At 42.7% G+C, this 21,859-nt stretch carries 26 protein-coding genes and 1 riboswitch; of the genes, 24 read left to right on the top strand and 2 right to left on the bottom strand.

What is annotated here, in order from left to right:
* Positions 1–226: 226 nt before the first annotated feature.
* Positions 227–1,507: an RNA-guided endonuclease IscB gene (iscB, locus tag NST18_RS09020; RefSeq protein ID WP_340721631.1), complete on the top strand. Its 1,281-nt coding sequence runs from the start codon at positions 227–229 to the stop codon at positions 1,505–1,507.
* 98 nt (positions 1,508–1,605) lie between these two features.
* Here the strand turns inward: iscB and NST18_RS09015 are convergent, their stop codons facing one another.
* Entirely contained in the window at positions 1,606–2,520 is a 915-nt protein-coding gene (locus NST18_RS09015; protein WP_004889694.1) for an aldo/keto reductase, read from the bottom strand.
* Positions 2,521–2,618: 98 nt separating this feature from the next.
* Here NST18_RS09015 and NST18_RS09010 point away from each other — a divergent pair, with 98 nt between their 5' ends.
* From NST18_RS09010 to lysA, 20 genes are all read left to right on the top strand, one after another.
* Positions 2,619–3,158: an NUDIX hydrolase gene (locus tag NST18_RS09010; RefSeq protein ID WP_004889695.1), complete on the top strand. Its 540-nt coding sequence runs from the start codon at positions 2,619–2,621 to the stop codon at positions 3,156–3,158.
* Positions 3,159–3,242: 84 nt separating this feature from the next.
* Entirely contained in the window at positions 3,243–3,887 is a 645-nt protein-coding gene (gene spoIIM, locus NST18_RS09005; protein ID WP_004889696.1) for a stage II sporulation protein M, read from the top strand.
* Between the two features lie 104 nt (positions 3,888–3,991).
* Entirely contained in the window at positions 3,992–4,444 is a 453-nt protein-coding gene (gene fur / locus NST18_RS09000; protein WP_004889697.1) for a ferric iron uptake transcriptional regulator, read from the top strand.
* A 96-nt stretch (positions 4,445–4,540) separates the two neighbouring features.
* On the top strand, positions 4,541–4,753 hold the full coding sequence (locus tag NST18_RS08995) for a YqzK family protein (protein ID WP_004889698.1): 213 nt from the start codon (positions 4,541–4,543) through the stop codon (positions 4,751–4,753).
* A gap of 7 nt (positions 4,754–4,760) precedes the next feature.
* Positions 4,761–5,657 (top strand): site-specific tyrosine recombinase XerD, encoded by an 897-nt coding sequence (gene xerD, locus NST18_RS08990; RefSeq protein WP_004889699.1) that lies wholly within the window; start codon positions 4,761–4,763, stop codon positions 5,655–5,657.
* 156 nt (positions 5,658–5,813) lie between these two features.
* Positions 5,814–6,995: a phosphopentomutase gene (gene deoB / locus NST18_RS08985; RefSeq protein WP_004889700.1), complete on the top strand. Its 1,182-nt coding sequence runs from the start codon at positions 5,814–5,816 to the stop codon at positions 6,993–6,995.
* 13 nt (positions 6,996–7,008) lie between these two features.
* Positions 7,009–7,833 carry a purine-nucleoside phosphorylase gene (locus NST18_RS08980; RefSeq protein WP_004889701.1) on the top strand — a complete coding sequence of 275 codons (825 nt, stop codon included), beginning with the start codon at positions 7,009–7,011 and terminating at the stop codon, positions 7,831–7,833.
* An 18-nt stretch (positions 7,834–7,851) separates the two neighbouring features.
* Complete coding sequence (locus NST18_RS08975) at positions 7,852–9,153, top strand: pyrimidine-nucleoside phosphorylase (protein ID WP_004889704.1); 1,302 nt, start codon at positions 7,852–7,854, stop codon at positions 9,151–9,153.
* A gap of 89 nt (positions 9,154–9,242) precedes the next feature.
* Entirely contained in the window at positions 9,243–10,400 is a 1,158-nt protein-coding gene (locus NST18_RS08970; protein ID WP_004889705.1) for a D-alanyl-D-alanine carboxypeptidase family protein, read from the top strand.
* A gap of 100 nt (positions 10,401–10,500) precedes the next feature.
* Entirely contained in the window at positions 10,501–10,851 is a 351-nt protein-coding gene (gene spoIIAA / locus NST18_RS08965) for an anti-sigma F factor antagonist (RefSeq protein ID WP_035018571.1), read from the top strand.
* A complete protein-coding gene (gene spoIIAB, locus NST18_RS08960) occupies positions 10,852–11,292 on the top strand; it encodes an anti-sigma F factor (RefSeq protein ID WP_004889709.1) in 441 nt (146 codons plus the stop codon).
* Positions 11,293–11,305: 13 nt separating this feature from the next.
* Positions 11,306–12,043, top strand: coding sequence for an RNA polymerase sporulation sigma factor SigF (sigF, locus tag NST18_RS08955; protein ID WP_004889712.1), 738 nt, complete (start codon positions 11,306–11,308; stop codon positions 12,041–12,043).
* An 80-nt stretch (positions 12,044–12,123) separates the two neighbouring features.
* Entirely contained in the window at positions 12,124–12,744 is a 621-nt protein-coding gene (locus tag NST18_RS08950; RefSeq protein WP_004889715.1) for a stage V sporulation protein AA, read from the top strand.
* Positions 12,734–13,153, top strand: coding sequence for a stage V sporulation protein AB (locus tag NST18_RS08945; RefSeq protein ID WP_004889717.1), 420 nt, complete (start codon positions 12,734–12,736; stop codon positions 13,151–13,153). Before NST18_RS08950 ends, NST18_RS08945 begins: the two co-directional genes overlap by 11 nt.
* A gap of 10 nt (positions 13,154–13,163) precedes the next feature.
* A complete protein-coding gene (locus NST18_RS08940; RefSeq protein WP_004889719.1) occupies positions 13,164–13,508 on the top strand; it encodes a SpoVA/SpoVAEb family sporulation membrane protein in 345 nt (114 codons plus the stop codon).
* A gap of 11 nt (positions 13,509–13,519) precedes the next feature.
* Complete coding sequence (spoVAD, locus tag NST18_RS08935; protein ID WP_004889720.1) at positions 13,520–14,527, top strand: stage V sporulation protein AD; 1,008 nt, start codon at positions 13,520–13,522, stop codon at positions 14,525–14,527.
* A 2-nt stretch (positions 14,528–14,529) separates the two neighbouring features.
* Positions 14,530–14,847, top strand: coding sequence for a SpoVA/SpoVAEb family sporulation membrane protein (locus NST18_RS08930; protein ID WP_004889722.1), 318 nt, complete (start codon positions 14,530–14,532; stop codon positions 14,845–14,847).
* A complete protein-coding gene (locus NST18_RS08925; RefSeq protein ID WP_004889723.1) occupies positions 14,844–15,446 on the top strand; it encodes a stage V sporulation protein AE in 603 nt (200 codons plus the stop codon). Before NST18_RS08930 ends, NST18_RS08925 begins: the two co-directional genes overlap by 4 nt.
* The gene (locus NST18_RS08920; protein WP_004889725.1) at positions 15,403–16,872 is read left to right on the top strand and encodes a spore germination protein; all 1,470 of its coding nucleotides are present in this window, start codon (positions 15,403–15,405) and stop codon (positions 16,870–16,872) included. Before NST18_RS08925 ends, NST18_RS08920 begins: the two co-directional genes overlap by 44 nt.
* A gap of 68 nt (positions 16,873–16,940) precedes the next feature.
* Positions 16,941–18,260 carry a diaminopimelate decarboxylase gene (gene lysA / locus NST18_RS08915; protein WP_088223718.1) on the top strand — a complete coding sequence of 440 codons (1,320 nt, stop codon included), beginning with the start codon at positions 16,941–16,943 and terminating at the stop codon, positions 18,258–18,260.
* A gap of 26 nt (positions 18,261–18,286) precedes the next feature.
* Here the strand turns inward: lysA and NST18_RS08910 are convergent, their stop codons facing one another.
* The gene (locus NST18_RS08910; RefSeq protein WP_004889727.1) at positions 18,287–19,150 is read right to left on the bottom strand and encodes a DUF1002 domain-containing protein; all 864 of its coding nucleotides are present in this window, start codon (positions 19,148–19,150) and stop codon (positions 18,287–18,289) included.
* A gap of 118 nt (positions 19,151–19,268) precedes the next feature.
* Between NST18_RS08910 and NST18_RS08905 the strand changes: the two genes are divergently transcribed.
* The 3 genes from NST18_RS08905 (at position 19,269) to ribE (ending at position 21,856) form a co-directional block, all read left to right on the top strand.
* Entirely contained in the window at positions 19,269–19,709 is a 441-nt protein-coding gene (locus tag NST18_RS08905) for a peptidylprolyl isomerase (protein WP_004889729.1), read from the top strand.
* Positions 19,710–19,858: 149 nt separating this feature from the next.
* A riboswitch (FMN riboswitch) is annotated at positions 19,859–19,991 on the top strand.
* A gap of 144 nt (positions 19,992–20,135) precedes the next feature.
* Positions 20,136–21,212, top strand: coding sequence for a bifunctional diaminohydroxyphosphoribosylaminopyrimidine deaminase/5-amino-6-(5-phosphoribosylamino)uracil reductase RibD (ribD, locus tag NST18_RS08900; protein ID WP_004889730.1), 1,077 nt, complete (start codon positions 20,136–20,138; stop codon positions 21,210–21,212).
* A 5-nt stretch (positions 21,213–21,217) separates the two neighbouring features.
* Positions 21,218–21,856 (top strand): riboflavin synthase, encoded by a 639-nt coding sequence (gene ribE, locus NST18_RS08895; RefSeq protein WP_004889733.1) that lies wholly within the window; start codon positions 21,218–21,220, stop codon positions 21,854–21,856.
* Positions 21,857–21,859: the final 3 nt, after the last annotated feature.

Raw genomic sequence — 21,859 nt, 5'->3', positions numbered from 1 at the left:
CTAAAGTCATGGGCTTGTAAGCCCCATGTTGACCAGACCAAGGCTTTGAAACAGAGCCTACGTTATAGATGTCATGACACGTTCGGGTGCTTCTCCAGCCCGTTCCTCTGTCGTGCAAGGTTAAACAAGCGTGGTGGGTAGCGCTAGTGTCTTGCACATAACAAGCATCTATAACATGGTCGAGGAGAATATGACCTGCTTTATGCAGAGGAAAGGGGAGAACCCTATGGTTTTTGTGTTAGACACAAACAAACGTCCGCTTGCTCCTTGTCACGAAGCAGTTGCAAGAAAGCTGTTGAAACAAGGGAAGGCGGCGATTTACAGGCGATTTCCATTTACCATCATCTTGAAAAAATCAGTAGACGAATCAGAAATTAAAGCAACATATCGGCTAAAAATCGACTATGGAAGCAGGCATACAGGATTAGCGATTTTGCGAGGACAAGAAGTGGTATGGTTAGGGCAACTTGACCATCGCACAGACATCAAGGAAAGAATAGATAAAAGGCGTGCTTTTCGTCGAGCAAGACGAAATCGAAAAACAAGATACAGAAAACCACGCTTTCTGAACCGCAAGCGAAAGGAGGGGTGGTTGCCGTCATCACTAGAGAGTCGTGTGCAAAATATCCAAACATGGGTTAACCGCCTAAAGAAGTTATGCCCCATTGGGTATATATCATACGAAAATGCCAAATTCGACACGCAACTCATGCGAAATCCTGAAATCAATGGTGTAGAGTATCAACAAGGCACGCTACAAGGATATGAAGTACGGGAGTATTTGCTTGAAAAGTTTGGGCGGAAGTGTTGTTATTGCGGAAAAGAAAATGTTCCACTTGAAGTGGAGCATATCATTCCAAAATCGAGAGGTGGAACAGACCGAGTGGATAACCTATGTCTTGCCTGTCATGACTGTAATCAGCGCAAAGGAAGTAAGACAGCAGAAGAATTCGGGTATCCGCACATTCAAAAGCAAGTCAAAGAATCATTAAAGGATGCAAGTGCTATCAACTCGACAAGATGGAAAGCGTATGAAGTGTTAAAGCAGACAGGATTAGATGTCGAGTGTGGAACAGGTGCACGAACAAAAATGAATCGTATTCGTTTAGACTTGCCGAAAACACATTATTTTGACGCTTGTTGTGTAGGCGAAAGCACAACAAATCACTTATATTTCAAAACAAAAGAAGTGTTATTTATCAAGGCAAAAGGGCGTGGTAGTCGCTCTCGTACAAACCTAGATAGATATGGCTTCCCAAGAGGTTATCTTGCAAGACAAAAATTCTTCTTTGGTTTTCAAACAGGGGACATGGTTAAGGCTGTTGTCCCAAGAGGGAAATATCAAGGCGTTTGGTTTGGCGAAGTCGCATGTAGAAAGACTGGAAGTTTCGATATTAAAGGTAAGGACGGAAAGCGTATCGCACAAGGAATAAATTATAGATATGTCCAAGTCATTCAGCGATTCGACGGATACACATATCGAAGGGAGGGAATGAACATTGCGTAAGGTGCAATTCCTCCCCGTGCCTAAAGGCAGGGGCTTCCTTGCGTAAGTTTCGTGACTTAGATTGGCGAAAATTTAAGTAACCGAGGGGAAAACCTCGGTTACCGATGAGCGGTGAAAATCGTTTGTTTTGTTAGCTGTTTTAATAAAGCCACTTGTTCATCGCTTAATGTCACCGATTGGGCAGCGACGTTTTCGATCAGTTGTGATAATCGGCTTGCGCCGGGAACGACTGTTGCAACGACGTCATGAGCTAAACAAAAACGAAGAGCGATCGCCGTTAAGGTTTCATTTGGTGCAACGGCTTTTAGTTTTGGAATAAGCGCCATTAATTCAGCAAACGAATAATCGACATAGCCGTTTTGTTTTATTTCTTCGCTTGCTTGATCAAGTGGCCGTTCAGTTAATAGTCCTTTCGCTAGCGGTCCGCGTGCAATGACGCTAATGTGATGTTGCTTCAAAAGCGGAAACCATTCTTCAGCGCGGCGATCGAGTAAACTATACGGCATCATAACAGAAACGATGCGCGATCGTTTGACGTATTCACGAATGACGTTCGGACGCATAGAGGAGATACCGTAATAACGAATAACACCTTCTTGTTGCAACTCCTCAAACGCCTCAATTGTCTCATCGATCGGATCATCGATCGTTCCGCCGTGTAATTGATATACATCAATATAATCGGTTTGTAACCGTCGTAAGCTATGTTTAACAGCCTCTTTGATGTATGCTTTTGACGGATCCCACGTCCAACGGTTTCCTTGTTCTGTCCAACGATTCCCTACTTTTGTTGCAATGATGACATCGTGGCGCTTTCCCTTTAACGCTTTTCCAACGATTTCTTCATTCACTCCACGATCATATAAATCGGCTGTATCGAAGTAGTTGACCCCTTTGTCGATCGCTTCATGAATGATGCGAATCGCTTCGCCCTCCGAAGTTCCAAGCGACATGCAACCGAAGCCAATTTCACTTACATATAAGTTCGAATGTCCGAGTTTCCGTTTTTTCATGTGCTCCCTCCTTTTTTAACATTATAACGAATAAGTTTTCCATTTGTCTTTGTAGATGTAGTACAATCGATATGAAACGATGACATGGTGGTGAAATAATGGATCATTTATATGAAAAAACGATGAATCAACAGCGTATTTTTTCCGGAAAAGTGATTGATGTGTATGTTGAAGATGTGTTGTTGCCAAATGGAGAAATGAGCAAGCGAGAAGTTGTAAAACATCCTGGAGCAGTTGCGGTACTTGCGATAACGGAAGAAAATAAAATCGTGCTCGTTCGTCAATATCGAAAAGCGTTGGAGCGAGTGCTTGTTGAAATTCCGGCAGGGAAGCTAGAAAAAGGGGAAGAACCGCTTCAAACAGCGAAACGTGAACTCGAGGAAGAAACGGGATACGTATGCGAGAAAATGGAGCCGCTTCACTCTTTTTACACTTCCCCAGGATTTGCGGATGAATTAGTGCATATATTTCTTGCTAAAGGACTGACGAAAAAAAGCGAAAAGCAAATGCTCGATGACGACGAGTTTGTGGATGTGCTCGAAGTCACGTTAGAAGAAGCGTTGAAAATGGTTGAAGACAAACAAATTTACGATGCAAAAACGATTTACGCGCTTTTATATTGGCAATTGCATGCGTAAAAGCGGTCTGTGTGACCGCTTTTTGTCATATCACGCCCCTTTTCCCATACAATATAGTAACAGAACGTGTAGGGGGATGGGGCGATGAGAAAACGATCATGGACGACAACATGGGGTCAACACGTACAAGAGCATTACACGACATATGTATTTACCGTCGTTCTTTTTGTGATGGGCATTATTTTTGGTGCTATTGTCGTCAATAGCTTAAGCTTTAGCCAAAAAGAAGATTTATATTATTATTTAACGAATTTTTTTGGACAAGTTTCTGCAGGAAACATGGCGAGTGCACATGATGTATGGAAAGAAAGTTTTTTGCAAAATTTGAAATATATCGGCTTGATGTGGATTTTAGCTATGTCGCTTGTGGGGCTACCACTTATTTTAATTTTATTATTTTTAAAAGGCCTCGTTGTTGGATTTACAGTTGGGTTTTTAGTCAGCCAAATGGGTTGGAACGGATTTTTGCTAGCTTTCGTATCTGTCGTTCCGCAAAATATCATTCTCGTTCCGATCTTTATTGTGATGGCGGCTGTATCCATTTCATTTTCTTTAAAAATGATTCGTCACCAATTTGTGAAGCGAACACATGAACCAATTTTTCGTGCGATGCTTCGCTATACGTTTGTTATGTTATCGTTTAGTATCGCTTTAGCGTTAGCTTCTTCTCTTGAGGCATATGTATCCCCGTTGCTCATGAAAGAAGTTGTGCAATGGATAGAAAAATAATTATTATTTAATAATCATTTTATTTATCAGTTTATAATCATTTTATTTTGACACGTTCCTTTCTTTTGTTATAATGAGAATGAGTAACGAGGGAGGGAAAGGAAATGGAAAGTCGGCTTGACCGAATAAAAAAACAACTGCATGCAGCAAGCTATAAATTAACGCCGCAACGTGAAGCGACAGTACGGGTGTTGCTCGAACATGAAGAAGATCATTTAAGCGCGGAAGATGTTTACCTCCTCGTGAAAGAAAAAGCGCCTGAGATTGGGTTAGCTACTGTGTATCGCACGTTGGAGTTATTAACAGAGTTGAAAATTGTCGATAAAATTAACTTCGGGGATGGCGTTTCCCGCTACGATCTTCGTAAAGAAGGTGCGGCGCACTTTCACCATCATTTAGTGTGCATTGAATGTGGCGCGGTCGATGAAATTCAAGAAGATTTATTAGAAGATGTCGAGGCGATTGTGGAACGGGATTGGAATTTTAAAATTAAAGACCATCGTCTAACGTTTCATGGTATTTGTCATCGTTGCCAAGATAAGCATGAGGAGCAGTAAAACCTTTTCGTCTATGAAAAGGTTTTTTCACTTATGTATAAAATGCAATGAAACGGGCATATCCTCTTACTATATGACAGTTAACGGAGGTATGCCATGAAAAGAATGGTGGATGTATTAAAGGTTTTTCTTTTGTTTACGGGATGTACCATTTTATTTTATTATAGTATTGTATGGATGAGCGAAGAATATAACTATTATCGTCGTTACGACGAGCCGATGGGATCGGCGGTGAAAGTATCGACAACGGAGCAGCAAGAAACACATTGGCTCGATCGGCTATTGCTTTTCTATCAAAACGGGGAGTAGGGTGCGCGTGGAAGATCAAGTAAAAGATTTTATTCATTATTTAATTGTTGAGCGCAATTTAGCACATAACACGATCGTATCGTATGAGCGTGACTTAAAAAAATACGTTCAATATTTACAAAAAGTCGAACAACTATGTCATTGGAACGATGTAACCCGTTTTCATATTATGCAATTTTTAAAGTTTTTAAAAGAAAAAGGAAGCTCGCCGAAAACGATTGCTCGTCACTTGGCATCTGTTCGATCGTTTCATCAATTTTTATTGCGTGAAAAAGCGGTTGATCAAGATCCGACCGTTCATATCGAGACACCGCAACTGCCACGAAAATTGCCTAACGTGCTATCGATGGCGGAAGTTGAGGCTTTACTCGAAGCACCGAAACAAAACACGCCGTTTAGCATTCGCGATAAGGCGATGTTAGAACTTTTATATGCGACAGGTATTCGTGTAAGCGAGCTTATTCAATTAAACATATCCGATGTTCATTTGACGATGGGATTCATTCGTTGTTACGGAAAAGGTCGAAAAGAGCGCATCGTTCCAATCGGGAAAATGGCGACAGAAGCATTGAAGCGGTATATAGAGCAAGGTCGACCAGAACTGTTACAAAGAAAAAAGGGCACGACAGACGCGTTGTTTTTAAATCATCATGGTGAGCGTTTAACACGACAAGGATGCTGGAAAATTTTAAAGCGACTCGCTCAAGAAGCGAACATTCAAAAACAATTAACTCCTCATACGTTGCGCCATTCGTTTGCGACTCATTTATTAGAAAATGGGGCCGATTTGCGCGCCGTACAAGAAATGCTCGGACATGCGGATATTTCTACAACGCAAATTTATACGCACGTAACGAAAACGCGTTTAAAAGATGTATACAAACAGTTTCATCCACGAGCGTAACTGTGACGATAATTTGTCACAGTTTTTTTATTGCAATTCATTGTGAAAACGTTTTATAATTTAGTTGTCAGACTTCTGACAAATAGGAACAATGCGTGATTTTGCTTTATAGTGGGCATGTTATGAAGCGAATGAAGCGATTGGGGAGGTAAAACGGTGAAACCTACATATAAACGTGTATTTTTAATTGTCATGGACTCGGTCGGGATTGGCGAGGCACCAGATGCCGAAAAATATAACGACAAAGGTGCGGATACGCTTGGGCATATTGCCGAACATCGCGGTGGCTTAAACATGCCGAATATGGCGAAACTAGGTTTAAGTAACATTCGCGAAATTGAAGGTATTCCAAAAGCGGAAAAGCCGCTTGCTTATTACACGAAAATGCAAGAAGCATCCGCTGGAAAAGATACGATGACAGGTCATTGGGAGTTAATGGGTCTTCGTATCGATACACCGTTTCAAGTATTTCCTGACGGATTTCCAAAAGAGTTAATTGAGGAATTAGAAAAACGAACAGGAAGAAAAGTGATCGGCAATAAACCAGCAAGTGGCACAGCGATTATTGATGAGCTCGGCCCTGAACATATGGAAACAGGTGCGCTTATTGTATATACGTCAGCCGATTCCGTTTTACAAATTGCAGCGCATGAAGAAGTCATTCCATTAGAAGAACTATATCGCATTTGTAAAATTGCGCGTGAATTGACGCTTGATGAAAAATATATGGTCGGTCGCATCATTGCTCGTCCATTTATCGGGAAGCCAGGAAGCTTCCAACGGACAGCGAATCGTCACGATTATGCGTTAAAACCGTTCGGACGGACGGTGATGAACGAACTGCAAGATGCTGGATACGACGTTATTGCGATTGGAAAAATTGCTGACATTTACGATAACGAAGGTGTGACAAAAACGTTGCGCACAAAATCAAATATGGACGGAATGGACAAATTAGTAAATACGTTACAAATGAACTTTACAGGACTCAGCTTTTTGAATCTTGTTGATTTTGATGCACTATACGGTCATCGTCGCGACCCGAAGGGATATGGTGATGCGTTAGAAGAGTTCGATGCACGTTTGCCGGAAGTGTTTGAACGTTTAAAAGAAGACGATTTATTAATCATTACAGCAGACCATGGAAACGACCCTGTTCATCACGGCACAGATCATACACGCGAATACGTACCGCTTCTTGTGTATAGCCCAAGCATGAACGGAGGTAAACAACTTCCATTGCGTGAAACGTTCGCAGATGTAGGTGCAACGATTGCAGAAAACTTTGGTGTGAAGATGCCAAAATACGGAACAAGTTTTTTACAAGAGTTGAAATAAGGAGCGTGAACATATGAATCGAACAGCTATTGAACAAGCGGCACAATTTTTAAAAGAAAAGTTTCCAACTCCACCGCAAATCGGTCTTATTCTTGGCTCCGGTTTAGGTGTTTTGGCGGATGAAATTCAACAAGCCATTAAAATTCCATACAGCGACATTCCGAATTTCCCTGTATCGACGGTTGAAGGGCATGCCGGTCAGCTCGTATACGGTCAGTTAGAAGGGGCAACAGTTGTCGTTATGCAAGGGCGTTTCCATTATTACGAAGGATACAGCTTTGATAAAGTCACGTTTCCTGTCCGCGTGATGAAAGCGCTCGGCGTTGAGCAATTAATTGTGACAAATGCCGCAGGTGGTGTGAATGAATCGTTTGAACCGGGCGATTTAATGATTATTTCAGACCATATTAACAACATGGCTGGCAATCCGCTTATCGGTCCAAACGATCCGTCGCTTGGCGTGCGCTTCCCAGATATGACCGAAGCGTATAGTAAACGACTTCGTCAACTCGCAAAAGATGTTGCGAACGAGATTGGCTTACGTGTGCGCGAAGGTGTGTATGTTGCTAATACCGGTCCTGCGTACGAAACGCCGGCAGAAATTCGTATGATTCGCGTGATGGGCGGCGATGCAGTCGGCATGTCTACCGTACCTGAAGTGATCGTTGCCCGCCATGCCGGAATGGAAGTGCTCGGTATTTCGTGTATTTCGAATATGGCTGCAGGTATTTTAGATCAGCCGCTTACGCATGATGAAGTGATCGAAACGACGGAAAAAGTAAAAGCTGACTTTTTACGATTTGTGAAGGCGATCGTACGCAACATGGCGAAAAATTAAACGAGAAGGTGAACGACGATGAGAATGGTCGATTTGATCGAGAAAAAGCGTGATGGTCATGCGTTAACGAAAGAAGAAATTCAGTTTATTATTGAAGGTTATACAAAAGGTGATATTCCTGATTATCAAATGAGCGCGTTGGCGATGGCGATTTTTTTCCGCGGCATGAATGAAGAAGAGACAGCTGAACTGACGATGGCGATGGTGCATTCAGGCGATACGATCGACCTTTCGCGAATTGAAGGAATTAAAGTAGACAAACATTCAACGGGCGGAGTGGGCGATACAACAACGTTAGTGCTTGGCCCTCTTGTCGCCTCCGTCGGTGTACCGGTTGCGAAAATGTCTGGGCGCGGCCTTGGACATACGGGTGGAACGATCGACAAACTAGAATCGGTGCCAGGTTTTCACGTTGAAATTACGAACGATGAATTTATCGATCTTGTCAATAAAAATAAAATTGCCGTTGTCGGTCAGTCTGGTAATTTGACGCCAGCGGACAAAAAGTTGTATGCGCTTCGTGATGTGACGGCAACGGTCAACAGCATTCCGCTCATCGCTTCATCAATTATGAGTAAAAAAATTGCTGCGGGTGCTGATGCGATCGTGCTTGACGTAAAAACGGGCGCAGGTGCATTTATGAAAGATTTAAACGATGCCAAAGCATTAGCGAAAGCGATGGTCGATATTGGAAACCGTGTTGGACGGAAAACGATGGCGATTATTTCTGATATGAGCCAGCCGCTCGGTTATGCGATCGGAAATGCGCTTGAAGTGAAAGAAGCGATCGATACGTTAAAAGGCGAAGGTCCAGAAGACTTACAAGAGCTTTGCTTAGTGCTAGGAAGTCATATGGTATATTTAGCTGAAAAAGCATCTTCGCTTGAAGAAGCTCGTCATATGTTGGAAAAAGCGATGAAAGACGGTTCAGCCCTTCAAACATTTAAAACGTTCTTAGCTGCGCAAGGTGGCGATGCATCTGTTGTCGATGACCCAAGCAAATTACCGCAAGCGAAATATGTCATTGAACTTGAAGCAAAAGAAGATGGATACGTATCAGAAATTGTCGCGGATGCGGTCGGAACAGCAGCAATGTGGCTCGGTGCGGGGCGTGCGACGAAAGAATCGACAATTGATTTAGCCGTCGGTTTAGTGCTTCGTAAAAAAGTTGGCGATGCGGTGAAAAAAGGCGAATCGCTTGTCGCCATTTACAGCAATCGCGAACAAATTGATGATGTAAAACAAAAACTATATGAAAACATTCGTATTTCAGCAACACCTGTTCAAGCTCCAACATTAATTTACGATAAAATTTCGTAGTCTGAAGGATTTATTCCTTCAGGTTTTTTTATGTATAAAAAAATAAAAAATGGAAAGGATGGCAAGTATAAAGAAATGGAGGGTTGGAGATGAAGCGATTTTTTTACGCACTTGCCATCGTGTTATTATTTCTTCCGATCGTATCCGCGCATGCGGAACAACCGAAAGTTGAGTTAGCAACGGAGGCAAGATCAGCCATTTTAATTGAACGAGATACAGGGGCTATTTTGTATGAAAAAAATGCCCATGAGCCACTTCCACCAGCGAGCATGACGAAAATTATGACGATGCTTCTCATTATGGAAGCAATTGATCAAGGAAAGTTAAAGTTGGACGAACGGGTGCGGGCAAGTGAATACGCTGCATCGATGGGTGGATCGCAAATTTTTCTTGAACCAGGAGAAGAAATGACGGTTGACGATTTGTTAAAAGGTGTTGCGATCGGATCAGGCAATGACGCAGCGGTTGCGTTAGCAGAACGAATTGCTGGTTCAGAAGAAGCGTTCGTCCATATGATGAACGAAAAAGCGAGGAAACTTGGTTTAAAACATACAACATTTGAAAACACGACAGGTTTGCCGGCAAAAAATCATTATAGCACCGCGTACGATATGGCGATGATGGCAAAGGAACTATTGAAATATGATTTAATTACAAAATACACAGGTACGTATGAAGATTATTTACGAGAAAATACTGACAAAAAGTTTTGGCTCGTCAATACAAATCGCCTCGTGAAATTTTATCCGGGTGTTGACGGATTAAAAACAGGTTACACGAGCGAAGCGAAATATTGTTTAACAGCCACAGCGAAAAAAGGCAATATGCGCGTCATTGCCGTCGTTTTTGGAGCACCAACGCCAAAAGCCCGAAATGCGCAAATTACAAAAATGTTAGATTACGCATTTAGTCATTACGAAACGAAACCGCTTTATAAAAAAGGCGAAACGATCACCATGCTTCCTGTCAGTAAAGGAAAGAAAAAGTCGGTCGCCGTTGTGACGTCTGAGCCCATTTCTGTTTTGTTGAAAAAAGGGGAAAAATCTGAAGCAGTAAAAACGACATGGAAGTTGAATAAAAAAGCGAAAGCTCCCGTAAAAAAAGGAGATGTGCTCGGTACGCTCGTTGTGAAAAAAGATGGAGCGGTGATTGTCAAAAGTCCTTTAGTAGCAAAAGAGCAAGTGGAAGAAGCAAATATGTGGGAGTTGTTTAAACGAATGTTTAGCTCATTCTCGCGCACATCTTGACGAAACAGGGCGAATGGCGACTAGTTTTGTCGGGAAGAAGGATTGACGCATAAACAAATCGAATTCTTCCTTAACCCAAGAGGATAAGGAGGAAATGATCGTGAGTTTATCGATTCAATTAGAAGTGAAACAACATGTATTGCTCGTACGATTAGCTGGAGAGCTCGATCATCATACAGCAGAACAGTTGCGTGCAGAAATTACGGATGTATTAGAACGAGAACGAATAAAAGCAATCGTTTTAAACCTAAATGAGTTAACGTTTATGGATAGTTCAGGATTAGGTGTTATTTTAGGAAGATATAAACAAATACAACGCATGGGTGGGGAGATGGTTGTTTGTTCTGTCTCTCCTTCCATTAAGCGTTTATTTGATATGTCAGGGCTGTTTAAAATTATTCGTTTAGAAGTGAATGAACAGTACGCATTACAAACGTTGGGGGTGGCGTAAATGAGAAATGAAATGCACCTTCAGTTTTCCGCCCTCAGCCAAAATGAATCGTTTGCTCGTGTGACGGTTGCAGCGTTTGTTGCGCAACTCGATCCGACGCTCGATGAGTTAACCGAAATTAAAACAGTCGTATCCGAAGCTGTAACAAATGCGATTATTCACGGCTACGAAAATGATCCAAGCGGCGTTGTCTACATTTCTGTCATCATTGAAGGACATACGGTTCATTTAACGATTCGCGACCACGGAAAAGGGATTGAAAATGTGGAAGAAGCGCGACAGCCGTTATTTACGACAAAGCCAGAGCTCGAGCGTTCTGGCATGGGGTTTACGATTATGGAAAATTTCATGGATGAAGTAAACATTTACTCAAAAGTGAATGAAGGAACAACGGTGGAGCTGATTAAGCATTTAACGAAAAGCAAAGCGCTATGTAATTAAGGGAGACGTGCCTATGGATGTCGAGGTACAAGCTGTCAAAGACCATGAGATCAAAGAATTGATTCGGAGGAGCCAGCAAGGTGACCAGCAAGCGCGCGATGAGATTATTGAAAAAAATATGCGGCTTGTTTGGTCGGTTGTGCAGCGGTTTTTAAACCGCGGATACGAGCCTGAAGATTTGTTTCAAATCGGTTGCATCGGTTTAATGAAATCGGTCGATAAATTTGATTTATCTTACGACGTCAAATTTTCAACGTATGCGGTACCGATGATTCTTGGGGAAATTCAACGATTCATTCGCGATGATGGGTCCGTCAAAGTGAGCCGTTCATTAAAAGAAATTGGCAATAAAATTAGAAAGGCAAAAGACGAATTGTCGAAACAAAACGGTCGCGTCCCAACGGTGAATGAAATTGCACAGTTTTTGCAAATTTCACCCGAGGATGTTGTGCTAGCTCAAGAAGCTGTCCGTTCACCGACGTCCATTCATGAAACGGTGTACGAAAACGACGGTGATCCGATTACGTTGCTTGATCAAATTGCGGACGAGCAAGACGTTTGGTTTGACAAAATCGCATTAAAAAAGGCAATGGAAGAGCTAGATGAACGAGAGCGACTCATCGTCTACTTGCGCTATTATAAAGACCAAACCCAATCAGAAGTGGCAGCTAGATTAGGCATCTCTCAAGTACAAGTGTCTCGTTTAGAGAAGAAAATATTGCAACAAATGAAAGCCCGAATGGATGAATAAGTCCGTTCGGGCTTTTTATGCATATGGATGCGAGTCGTATCTCATACTATAGATACAATGATGGAAGCAAGGTGTCGATCATGAAAGAAACCATTTTTTTAAAAATGCGTCATCGTATTCAAGTGAAGCCGAATGCAACGATTCGGGTAGGGGATGTGGCACAAGTTGTCGCAACAAAACGAATCGATGATATTGTACAAACTCCTATTTATACGGTGCAGAAAAAAGATCGCAACATTGTCATTATCGATGTGATGCATGTGATGAAAGCGTTAATGAACGTTGTTCCTCAAGACGATATTCAATCACTTGGACCGTCGCAAACGATCGTTGAAGTCGTTTATGAGGAAAAGCGATGGGGGTATTTGTACGTCCCAATCGTATGGCTTCTTCTATTCATTGGCTCCGGTCTTGCGATTATGAACTTTCATGAAGATGTAAGCATGCAGCAAGTACAACAACGGCTGTATCGGGTAATTACAGGGAAAGAAGTAGAAAAACCGTTATGGTTTCAAATTCCGTATTCACTCGGGCTTGGACTTGGTATGATTTTATTTTTTAATCACTTTTTTAAAAAGCGAATTAACGAAGAACCGAGCCCACTTGAAGTTGAGATGTTTCAATACCAACAATCGCTCGATCAATATGTCATTATGCATGAAAATAAAGAGGTGATGAGGCGAATGGATGATGATTCGTGAGTTTGTTGTAGCTTTTGTTGGATTGGCAGGAGGGCTAGCTGTCGGTTCTGGTTTTGTTGCGTTTTTAACTGTTCTCGGTGTTATTCCACGCTTGACCCAACTCACAAAAACGATGAAATGGATTGCGACGTATGAACGGGGTGTTGTACTTGGTGCGGTTGTAAGTAGCTGGATTAGCTTGCGCGATCCGTTGCTTTCTTTTCCGCCAATTGTGACAAGTGTCATTGGTTTATTGAGCGGTGTGTTCGTCGGTATGCTTGCTGCGGCATTAACGGAAGTGTTAAATGTGTTTCCGATTTTAGCAAAACGGCTTGGTATCGACGAACAAATTGTCATGTTACTCATGGCAATGGTATTTGGTAAAGTGGCGGGCTCTCTTTTCCATTGGATATATTTCGTTGATCGCTAGGAGGAGGCGTATGTTGAAAGCTTTTTTAGTCGGTGGATTCATTGCGGTCGTTGCCCAAGCGCTTCGCGATATGTACATCATATTGTTTCATATGGGTGAAGCGGAAGCCGTTCGCTGGATGAACGGGACGTTGATGGTATGTGCTGCGATATTTACGCCAATCCGATTTTATCGCCGATTGACACAATTTGCAGGGGCGGGAATGATTGTACCGATGATGAGTCTAGCAAACATATGGAGTGCTAGCGCTCTTGAGTATCGCAATGAGGGAATAGCAGAACATATGCTTTCTGTTGGCGGGAGTATCATTGTCACATTAGTTGTTGCATCATACGTTGCAGCGTTGTTTTTATAAGGGGGGGTTCGATGAAAAAAATCGGAGAGCAAACGATTGTATTTGAGAAAAACATTTATATCGAATCGAGCGGTACCGTCGTTGGACCGAAAGAGCGTGAAGGTCCGATCGGTTCATCATTTGATCGTGCTTACGACGATTTATATTGCGGTGAACAAAGTTGGGAGCTCGCGGAACGGCGACTTATGAAAGAAGCGATTATGATTTGTTTAACGAAAGGAAAAGTACAAACGCACGATGTCGATTTATTTATCGCGGGGGATTTACTGAATCAAACGGTTACTGCGAACTATGTTGCAAGTGAATTACATATTCCATTTTTAGGTGTATTTAGCGCTTGTTCAACGATGACGGAAGCCATGCTTGTGGCTAGTACGTTCATTGATGGTGCGTTTGCTCGCCGCGTGCTAGTTGCAACAAGCAGTCACTATGGTGCAGCGGAACGTCAATTTCGTTTCCCGACGACAATTGGCGTTCAAAAGGGGGAAAGCGCATCGTGGACTGTAACAGGAGGAGCAGCAGCGCTATTAAGTACGACACGTTCGCCATTTCGGATTCGCACGGCAACGATCGGACGCGTGATCGATAGCGGTGTGACGGATCCGCTCGATATGGGACGAGCGATGGCACCAGCAGCATTTGCAACGATTAGGCAACACTTGATAGACTGTGGGCTTTCGATCGAAGCGTATGATGTGATTATCACAGGGGATTTAGGAAAAGTTGGGAGTAGTGAATTAAAGTCGTTATGCTATGATGCAGGTATGAACTTAAGTGAGAGATACGATGACTGTGGTGTGCTTATTTACGATACGGAACAACAAGCATTTGCAGGTGGAAGCGGATGTGCATGTTGTGCTGTTGTAACGTACAGTTATTTTCTTGAGAAAATGAGGGAGAGAAAAATAAAGACGATGCTCGTTGTTGCGACGGGAGCATTATTTAATAGTACGATGATGAAGCAAAATCAAACGATTCCGGCGATCGCTCATGCGATTGCGATTGAAGCGGTGACGTGAAAATGGAGTACGTATACGCATTTATCATTGGCGGTATGTTATCGCTTATCGGGCAATTATTGCTTATAAAATGGTCATTCACTCGCCTAGTGACAATATTTTTGCTTATTGGCGTGGCGCTCGAAGCGACAAGTTTATACGACCCTATGCAATCACTGGCGCATGCGGGGATCGAGATGACGCTTGTTCACGTTGGTGCTTCTTGTATACAAGCGGTGAAAACAGGGGACTTTACAAATATCGTTTTTTTTCTTTCTTTTCCGATCGCTATAGCATGGGTGACCGCTGTTGTTTGTAAGCCGAGAGGACGGATGAAATGAAAAAAAGGAAAGTTATTTTAGTGACAGACGGAGATCAACATGTGCAACGTGCACTCGAGAAGCTCGCAAAACAATTTGGCGCTCGTTGCATTAGCCAATCACAAGGCAACCCATCACAGTTGACAGGAAAACAGCTTGTTGAACTTATTTTGCAAACGCCGTATGACCCTGTTTTTGTTATGTTTGATGATAGTGGCATTATCGGTGAAGGAGCGGGAGAACAAGCGCTTCGCTATGTTGCAACACATGAACAGATTGATGTGCTCGGAGCGATAGCGGTGGCGTCTGATACGAACAATCAAGAGTGGACGAAAGTAAATATTTGCATTGATTATGATGGGAACTTCACAACGTACGGTGTCGATAAAGAAGGTATTCGCGAGTGGGAATTCGGTCGGATCAATGGCGATACCGTCTATTGTTTAGATGATTTGCCGATTCCTATCATCGTTGGAATCGGTGACATCGGAAAAATGAGGCGTCGTGACGATATTCGCAACGGTTGTCCGATTACGCGAAAAGCCATTGAATATATTCTTGAAAGGAGCAAACGCGATGAAAACAGAAAATCGCACACCGATTTCTTCGAAGTTGAGTGAAAACGAACAGTTTTTTAAAAACGCCATCGGAGTTGGAACGAGCTTCGATTTAGGTGTTCGCAAGCTACACATTTTAAAAACAGACGTTCATTTATATTATTGTAATGGGCTTTGTGATACACAATATATTATCGAGTTACTTGAAATGCTTGTTCAAGTGAACGATCGCGAGAGACAATCAGTAAAGTTGCCTGAAATTATTGAAAACCGTCTCGTCCATCAACAGGTGAATCCAGTAAAAAGTTTAGATGAAGCGGTCGACTTTTTGTTGACGGGTTTAATTTTATTGTTTATTGATGGAGAGGCGAAAGCGTTTGCTGTTGATGTCCGCAGTTATCCAGGACGTTCGCCTGAGGAACCAGATACAGAAAAAGTGGTGCGCGGGGCACGTGACGGATATGTTGAAAATATTATCATCAATACAGCACTCACTCGCCGACGCATTCGTGATGAACGGCTTCGCTTTGAGATGATGCAAGTGGGTGAGCGTTCAAAAACGGACATTTGTATCGCCTATATTCAGGATGTCGCCAATCCGGGGCTTGTTGAACTCATTAAGAAGGAATTAAACGAAATTAAAATTGATGGGTTAACGATGGCAGATAAAACAATTGAAGAATTTTTAGTGAAACAAGGATACAACCCGTATCCGCTCGTTCGTTATACAGAAAGACCTGACGTCGCAGCGACTCATTTGTTAGAAGGGCATGTGATTATTATGGTTGATACGTCGCCAAGCGTTATCATTACACCAACGACGTATTTCCATCACGTTCAACATGCGGAAGAATATCGGCAATCGCCAGCTGTAGGAACGTTTGTACGATGGGTGCGGTTTTTAGGCATCTTTGCTTCACTTTTCTTACTCCCGCTTTGGTTTGTATTTGTCCTTGACCCTTCGTTATTGCCAGAAAAATTATCATATATCGGTCCGAATGAAAAAACAAATATCCCGATTTTTGTGCAACTTCTCATTGCTGATATTGGTATTGAGTTTTTGCGTATGGCTGCAATCCATACGCCAACACCGCTATCGACAGCGATGGGCTTAATTGCGGCGGCGTTAATTGGACAAATCGCTATTGACGTCGGGCTGTTTGTGCCGGAAGTGATTTTATATGTGTCTGTTGCTGCGATTGGTTCTTTTGCGACACCGAGCTATGAACTAAGCATTGCAAATAAAATTTTCCGTCTTTTATTTTTAGTGGTCATTGCGTTGTTTGGCGTCCCAGGATTTATGATTGGCGTTACGGTGTTTTTACTTTTCCTTGCGAACATTCGCTCGTTGAATACTCCATATTTATGGCCGTTTATTCCCTTTGATCCCGGAGCCTTTATGCAAATTATTGTGCGTCGATCTGTAGCTGGTTCTTCAATTCGCCCAAGCATCGTACATCCGCAAAATAAACAAAAACAATCGACATAAAAAGGTTGAAACGTACCAAAATTTATGGTACGTTTTCTTTAATTATTTCGGAGTCATCAGGAGGATGTATAATTATGCACGGAACGATGGGAATAAACGAACGGGGTCATTTAGAAATTGGCGGCGTAGATACGATTGACTTAGCTCATCTATACGGAACCCCACTCTACATTTATGATGTTGCCCTTATTCGCGAGCGTGCCCGGGCGTTTAAGCGTATGTTTGATAAACATCGTGTACGTGCACAAGTCGCGTATGCAAGCAAAGCGTTTTCGACAATAGCGATCGTGCAATTAATGGAACAAGAAGGATTATCTCTCGATGTCGTCTCGGGCGGTGAGCTGTATACCGCGTTAGCTGCTGGATTTCCGGTCGAACGTATTCATTTTCACGGCAACAATAAAAGCGAAGAAGAGTTACAAATGGCGGTTGAAGCAAAAATCGGTTGTATTGTCGTCGATAATTTTTATGAGTTAGAGATGTTGCAACAACTTTGTCGCACTCATAAATATACGATGCCGATTTTATTACGTGTCACGCCAGGCATTGAGGCCCATACGCACGACTATATTTTAACAGGGCAAGAAGATTCGAAATTTGGATTTGATTTGCATAACGGACAAGCAGATGAAGCGTTACAGCGTGCGCTCGCTTCTTCCCATATTCATGTGCTTGGCATTCATTGTCATATCGGTTCGCAAATTTTTGATGCGACTGGTTTTGTCCTTGCGACGAAAAAATTATTTGAAAAGCTTGCTATATGGCGTGATATGCATCATTTCACTGCGAAAGTTGTCAATCTTGGCGGCGGTTTTGGCATTCGGTACACGAAAGAAGATGATCCGCTCGCACCGGAACAGTACGTCGAACAAATTATTGAAGAAGTGAAACGGAACGTAGCCTCATTTCATTTACCATTCCCAGAAATTTGGATTGAGCCGGGGCGTTCGCTTGTCGGTGATGCTGGAACAACGATTTATACGATTGGCTCGCGTAAAGAGGTGCCAAACGTTCGTCAATATGTTGCGGTAGATGGGGGAATGAGCGACAACATTCGACCTGCGCTATATGAAGCGAAATATGAAGCAGTGCTAGCGAATCGGATGCATGACCATTGTGAAGAAGTTGTGGCGATTGCAGGGAAATGTTGTGAGTCAGGCGATATGCTCATCTGGGATTTACCGCTTCCGAAAGCGCAACCGGGCGATTATTTAGCTGTTTTTTGTACGGGAGCTTACGGCTATGCGATGGCAAATAACTATAATCGCATTCCGCGTCCGGCGGTCGTATTTGTTGAAGACGGTGAAGCACAGCTTGTTGTGAAGCGTGAAACGTATGAAGATTTAATTCGACTCGATTTGCCACTTAAGACAAAAGTAAAAAAATAACCGAGGCGACAACCTCGGTTATTTTTTTATGCCCCAAATGCTCCGCGAAGGGCGTTCCATATTTCTCGTAAAATGTCGACGATACGCTGAATAAACGTTCGACCTTCTTCTGTTTGTAAAAAAGCAGATAGCTTGTCTTTCGTTTGAGCAAGCTGTTCGTTCACTTGATTCCAGTCGATGTTCACATTTTTCATTTTGTTAAATAAAGAAAGCAAACTGTTTATTTCGTCTTCTGTTAACGTAATGCCAAGCTCTTGAGCGATCCGCTCAATGAGCGCACGCATATCTGCATCTGTTTGCGGTGGATTTTTCGCTATTTCTTCTTTAATTTTCGCAAGCAGTGCGACCGCTTTGTCATTTCCGATTGATTCGCCAAGCTGTGCTGTTTTCACCATTTCCTCGTTCGCTACTTTTTTTACTTCGTCCGGGATCGCTTCATTTGATGAAAGTTCGTACGCTTTCATTAACCCTGTTAACGCAGCTGTTCCCGATACAGGAAACGGTGCAGTAATGTAAATGACTGCATCTTTTACTCCAGCAGTAATGAGCGCATTCATATACATCTCTTTTGTTACCCAGTTAATGTTATTCGTTTCGACTTGCAACCCCGAACCAGGTGCCCCAATCGTAATTTTCGAGGATGAAATAGCCTTCGTTCCAATTTGTCCTTTCGGAATAATGCCGCCGAGATATTTATGCTCTTCTTCATTTGTAACCGTAATGATTTCAGCGTTGTCTGGCGCATTCATTTCTTTTAATATTTGTTGTTTTTGCTGTTCTGTTAAATTTTCGCCGAGCGTAATAATGACGTCCCCTTCAATCGCATCTGCTAAACTAACCGATGGGATCATAAACAGCAATAAAATAAATATCGTAAACCACTTCTTCATTTCATAACCTCCTTCAACATCTTCCATACTATTGTACAAACATTTGCGTGAACATAGAAGAGAAATATAGTAAAATGAAGTTACGTTTGTTTTTACGATAGAAAGGTGGAAAAGTTTCATGAAGAAAAAAGGATATATCTTAATGGAAAACGGCGGAAAGGTGGAGTTTGAACTATTCCAAAATGAAGCGCCAACAACGGTTGCGAATTTTGAAAAACTAGCGAATGAAGGATTTTATAACGGGCTGACGTTTCATCGCGTCATTAAGCGATTTGTAAGTCAAGGTGGCTGCCCGATTGGAAACGGAACAGGCGATGCAGGTTATACGATTCCGTGTGAAACAGATAACAATCCGCATAAACATATCGAAGGTGCGATATCGATGGCGCATCGCGGACGTGATACAGGAAGTTGCCAGTTTTTCATTTGCCATGAGCTGCAGCCGCATTTAGATGGTGTGCATACCGTATTCGGTCAAGTCACCGCTGGAATGGATGTTGTAAAGGCGATGAAAAATGGTGATGTCATGAAAGAAGTAAAGGTGTGGGACGAACAATAAAAGGGACGATGAAGCGATGAAAAAAAACTGGGTATTATTTTTCATCCTTTTACTCGTTAGTTTCGTTTGGGGAGCAATGTATTGGCTGTTTATTGCAAAGTAATAGACATTTCGTTTTATTGTGCTATAATGAATAAAAATGGAATAAACGCATCCTTCGGGGCAGGGTGAAATTCCCGACCGGCGGTAATGAAACAGATGTTTCTCAGCCCGCGAGCCGTTAAGGCATGATCCGGTGCGATTCCGGAGCCGACAGTATAGTCTGGATGGGAGAAGGATTGCCAAAACTCACGCCACTTATTGAAAAAATAAGCTTGGCGGTGGGTCATTTTTGCTATGCAAAAAAGGCGATCTTTACATACATCTTGCCCTAGGACGTCGTTCCTAGGGTTTTTATCTTTTATAAAGAAAGAAAGGTGGTGCGAGATGGACGAACAATATATGCGTTTCGCATTACAATTAGCGCAATCAGCTCGCGGACAAACGTCACCGAACCCGCTTGTTGGGGCTGTTGTTGTAAAACATGGTGAAATTGTCGGCTTTGGCGCACACTTAAAAGCAGGAGAGCCACATGCAGAAGTACACGCTTTGCGCATGGCGGGCGAGAAAGCGGAAGGAGCAACCGTTTATGTGACGCTTGAACCATGCAGCCATTACGGAAAAACGCCCCCTTGTGCTGATTTGTTAATTGAAAAAAAGGTGAAGCGCGTCGTTGTGACGACGACGGACCCAAATCCGCTCGTGGCAGGAAAAGGCATTGAAAAATTAAAGCGAGCAGGAATTGACATCACCGTCGGAGTGTTGAAAGAAGAGGCGGATGCGTTAAACGAAATGTTTTTTCATTATATTTCAACGAAAACACCGTATGTGACGTTAAAGTATGCGATGAGCTTAGATGGGAAAATTGCAACAAAAACGGGCGAAAGCAAGTGGATTACGTCGGAAGATGCGCGGCGTGACGTGCATCGCGAGCGACGTATGCACGATGCGATCGTTGTCGGTGTCGGCACAATTTTAGCAGATGATCCAAGCTTAACCGTTCGTTTTGGGTATGAAGGAAAGCAACCAATTCGAATCGTTCTCGATACACATTTACGTACACCGCTTCACGCGAATGTCATCACAGATCAAAAGGCGCCAACATGGATCGTCGTCGGCCAACATGTGACAGAGGAGCAAATGAAGCCATACGAACATGCCGGCGTACACATCATTCGTATGAATGAAAATAAAATTGATATTCCATCACTTTTACATGAACTTGGCAAACGGAACGTCATGTCCATATTTGTTGAAGGTGGAGCGCATGTGCACGGCAGCTTTTTATCTTCGCGTTCCGTTCAACAAGTGATTGCGTATATCGCACCGATGTTGATTGGGGGGAATGAAGCACCTTCAGCAATCGGCGGAGAAGGGTTTGGACGAATGATGGATGCGCTTCGTTTACAAGTGAAACATGTCGAAAGGATCGGACCAGATATAAAAATCGTTGCTAAAGGATGATCGCGATGTTTACAGGAATTATTGAAGAAATCGGCACGATTCAACAAATGAAACAAACAGGGGAAGCGATCGTCTTCACGATCGGGGCACAAAAAGTGTTACAAGACGTGCAGCTCGGTGACAGCATTGCTGTCAATGGCGTTTGTTTAACTGTGACGTCATTTACAGATCGCTTGTTTACTGTCGATGTCATGCCTGAAACGGTGCGAGCAACATCGCTTCGAACGCTTACAGTAGGAGCGAAAGTCAATTTAGAGCGCGCAATGGCAGCAAACGGTCGTTTTGGTGGGCACTTCGTTTCGGGGCATGTTGACGGCATTGGACGCATCATTCGTAAGCAGCCTGTCGCAAACGCTGTTTATTATGATATTGAGGTGCCAAGCCATTTACGTAAATATATGATTTTAAAGGGATCAGTTGCTGTCGATGGCACAAGCTTAACGATTTTCGGTTTAACGGACCGAACGTTTACAATTTCGCTCATTCCGCATACGCGTGAAGCGACGATTTTAGGAGCAAAAAAAGTTGGCGATATTGTCAATATTGAATGTGACATCATTGGAAAATATGTTGAACAGTTCGTTGGTGGAAAGCGTGAAGGATTGACGATGCAATTTTTACAAGAGCACGGATATAAGGGGTGAGCG

The organism is Anoxybacillus sp. FSL W8-0104 (assembly GCF_038004465.1).
Classification (GTDB): domain Bacteria; phylum Bacillota; class Bacilli; order Bacillales; family Anoxybacillaceae; genus Anoxybacillus; species Anoxybacillus flavithermus_G.
Note: the sequence above shows the minus strand (reverse complement) of the source record. Positions and strands in the feature narration are given on the sequence as shown.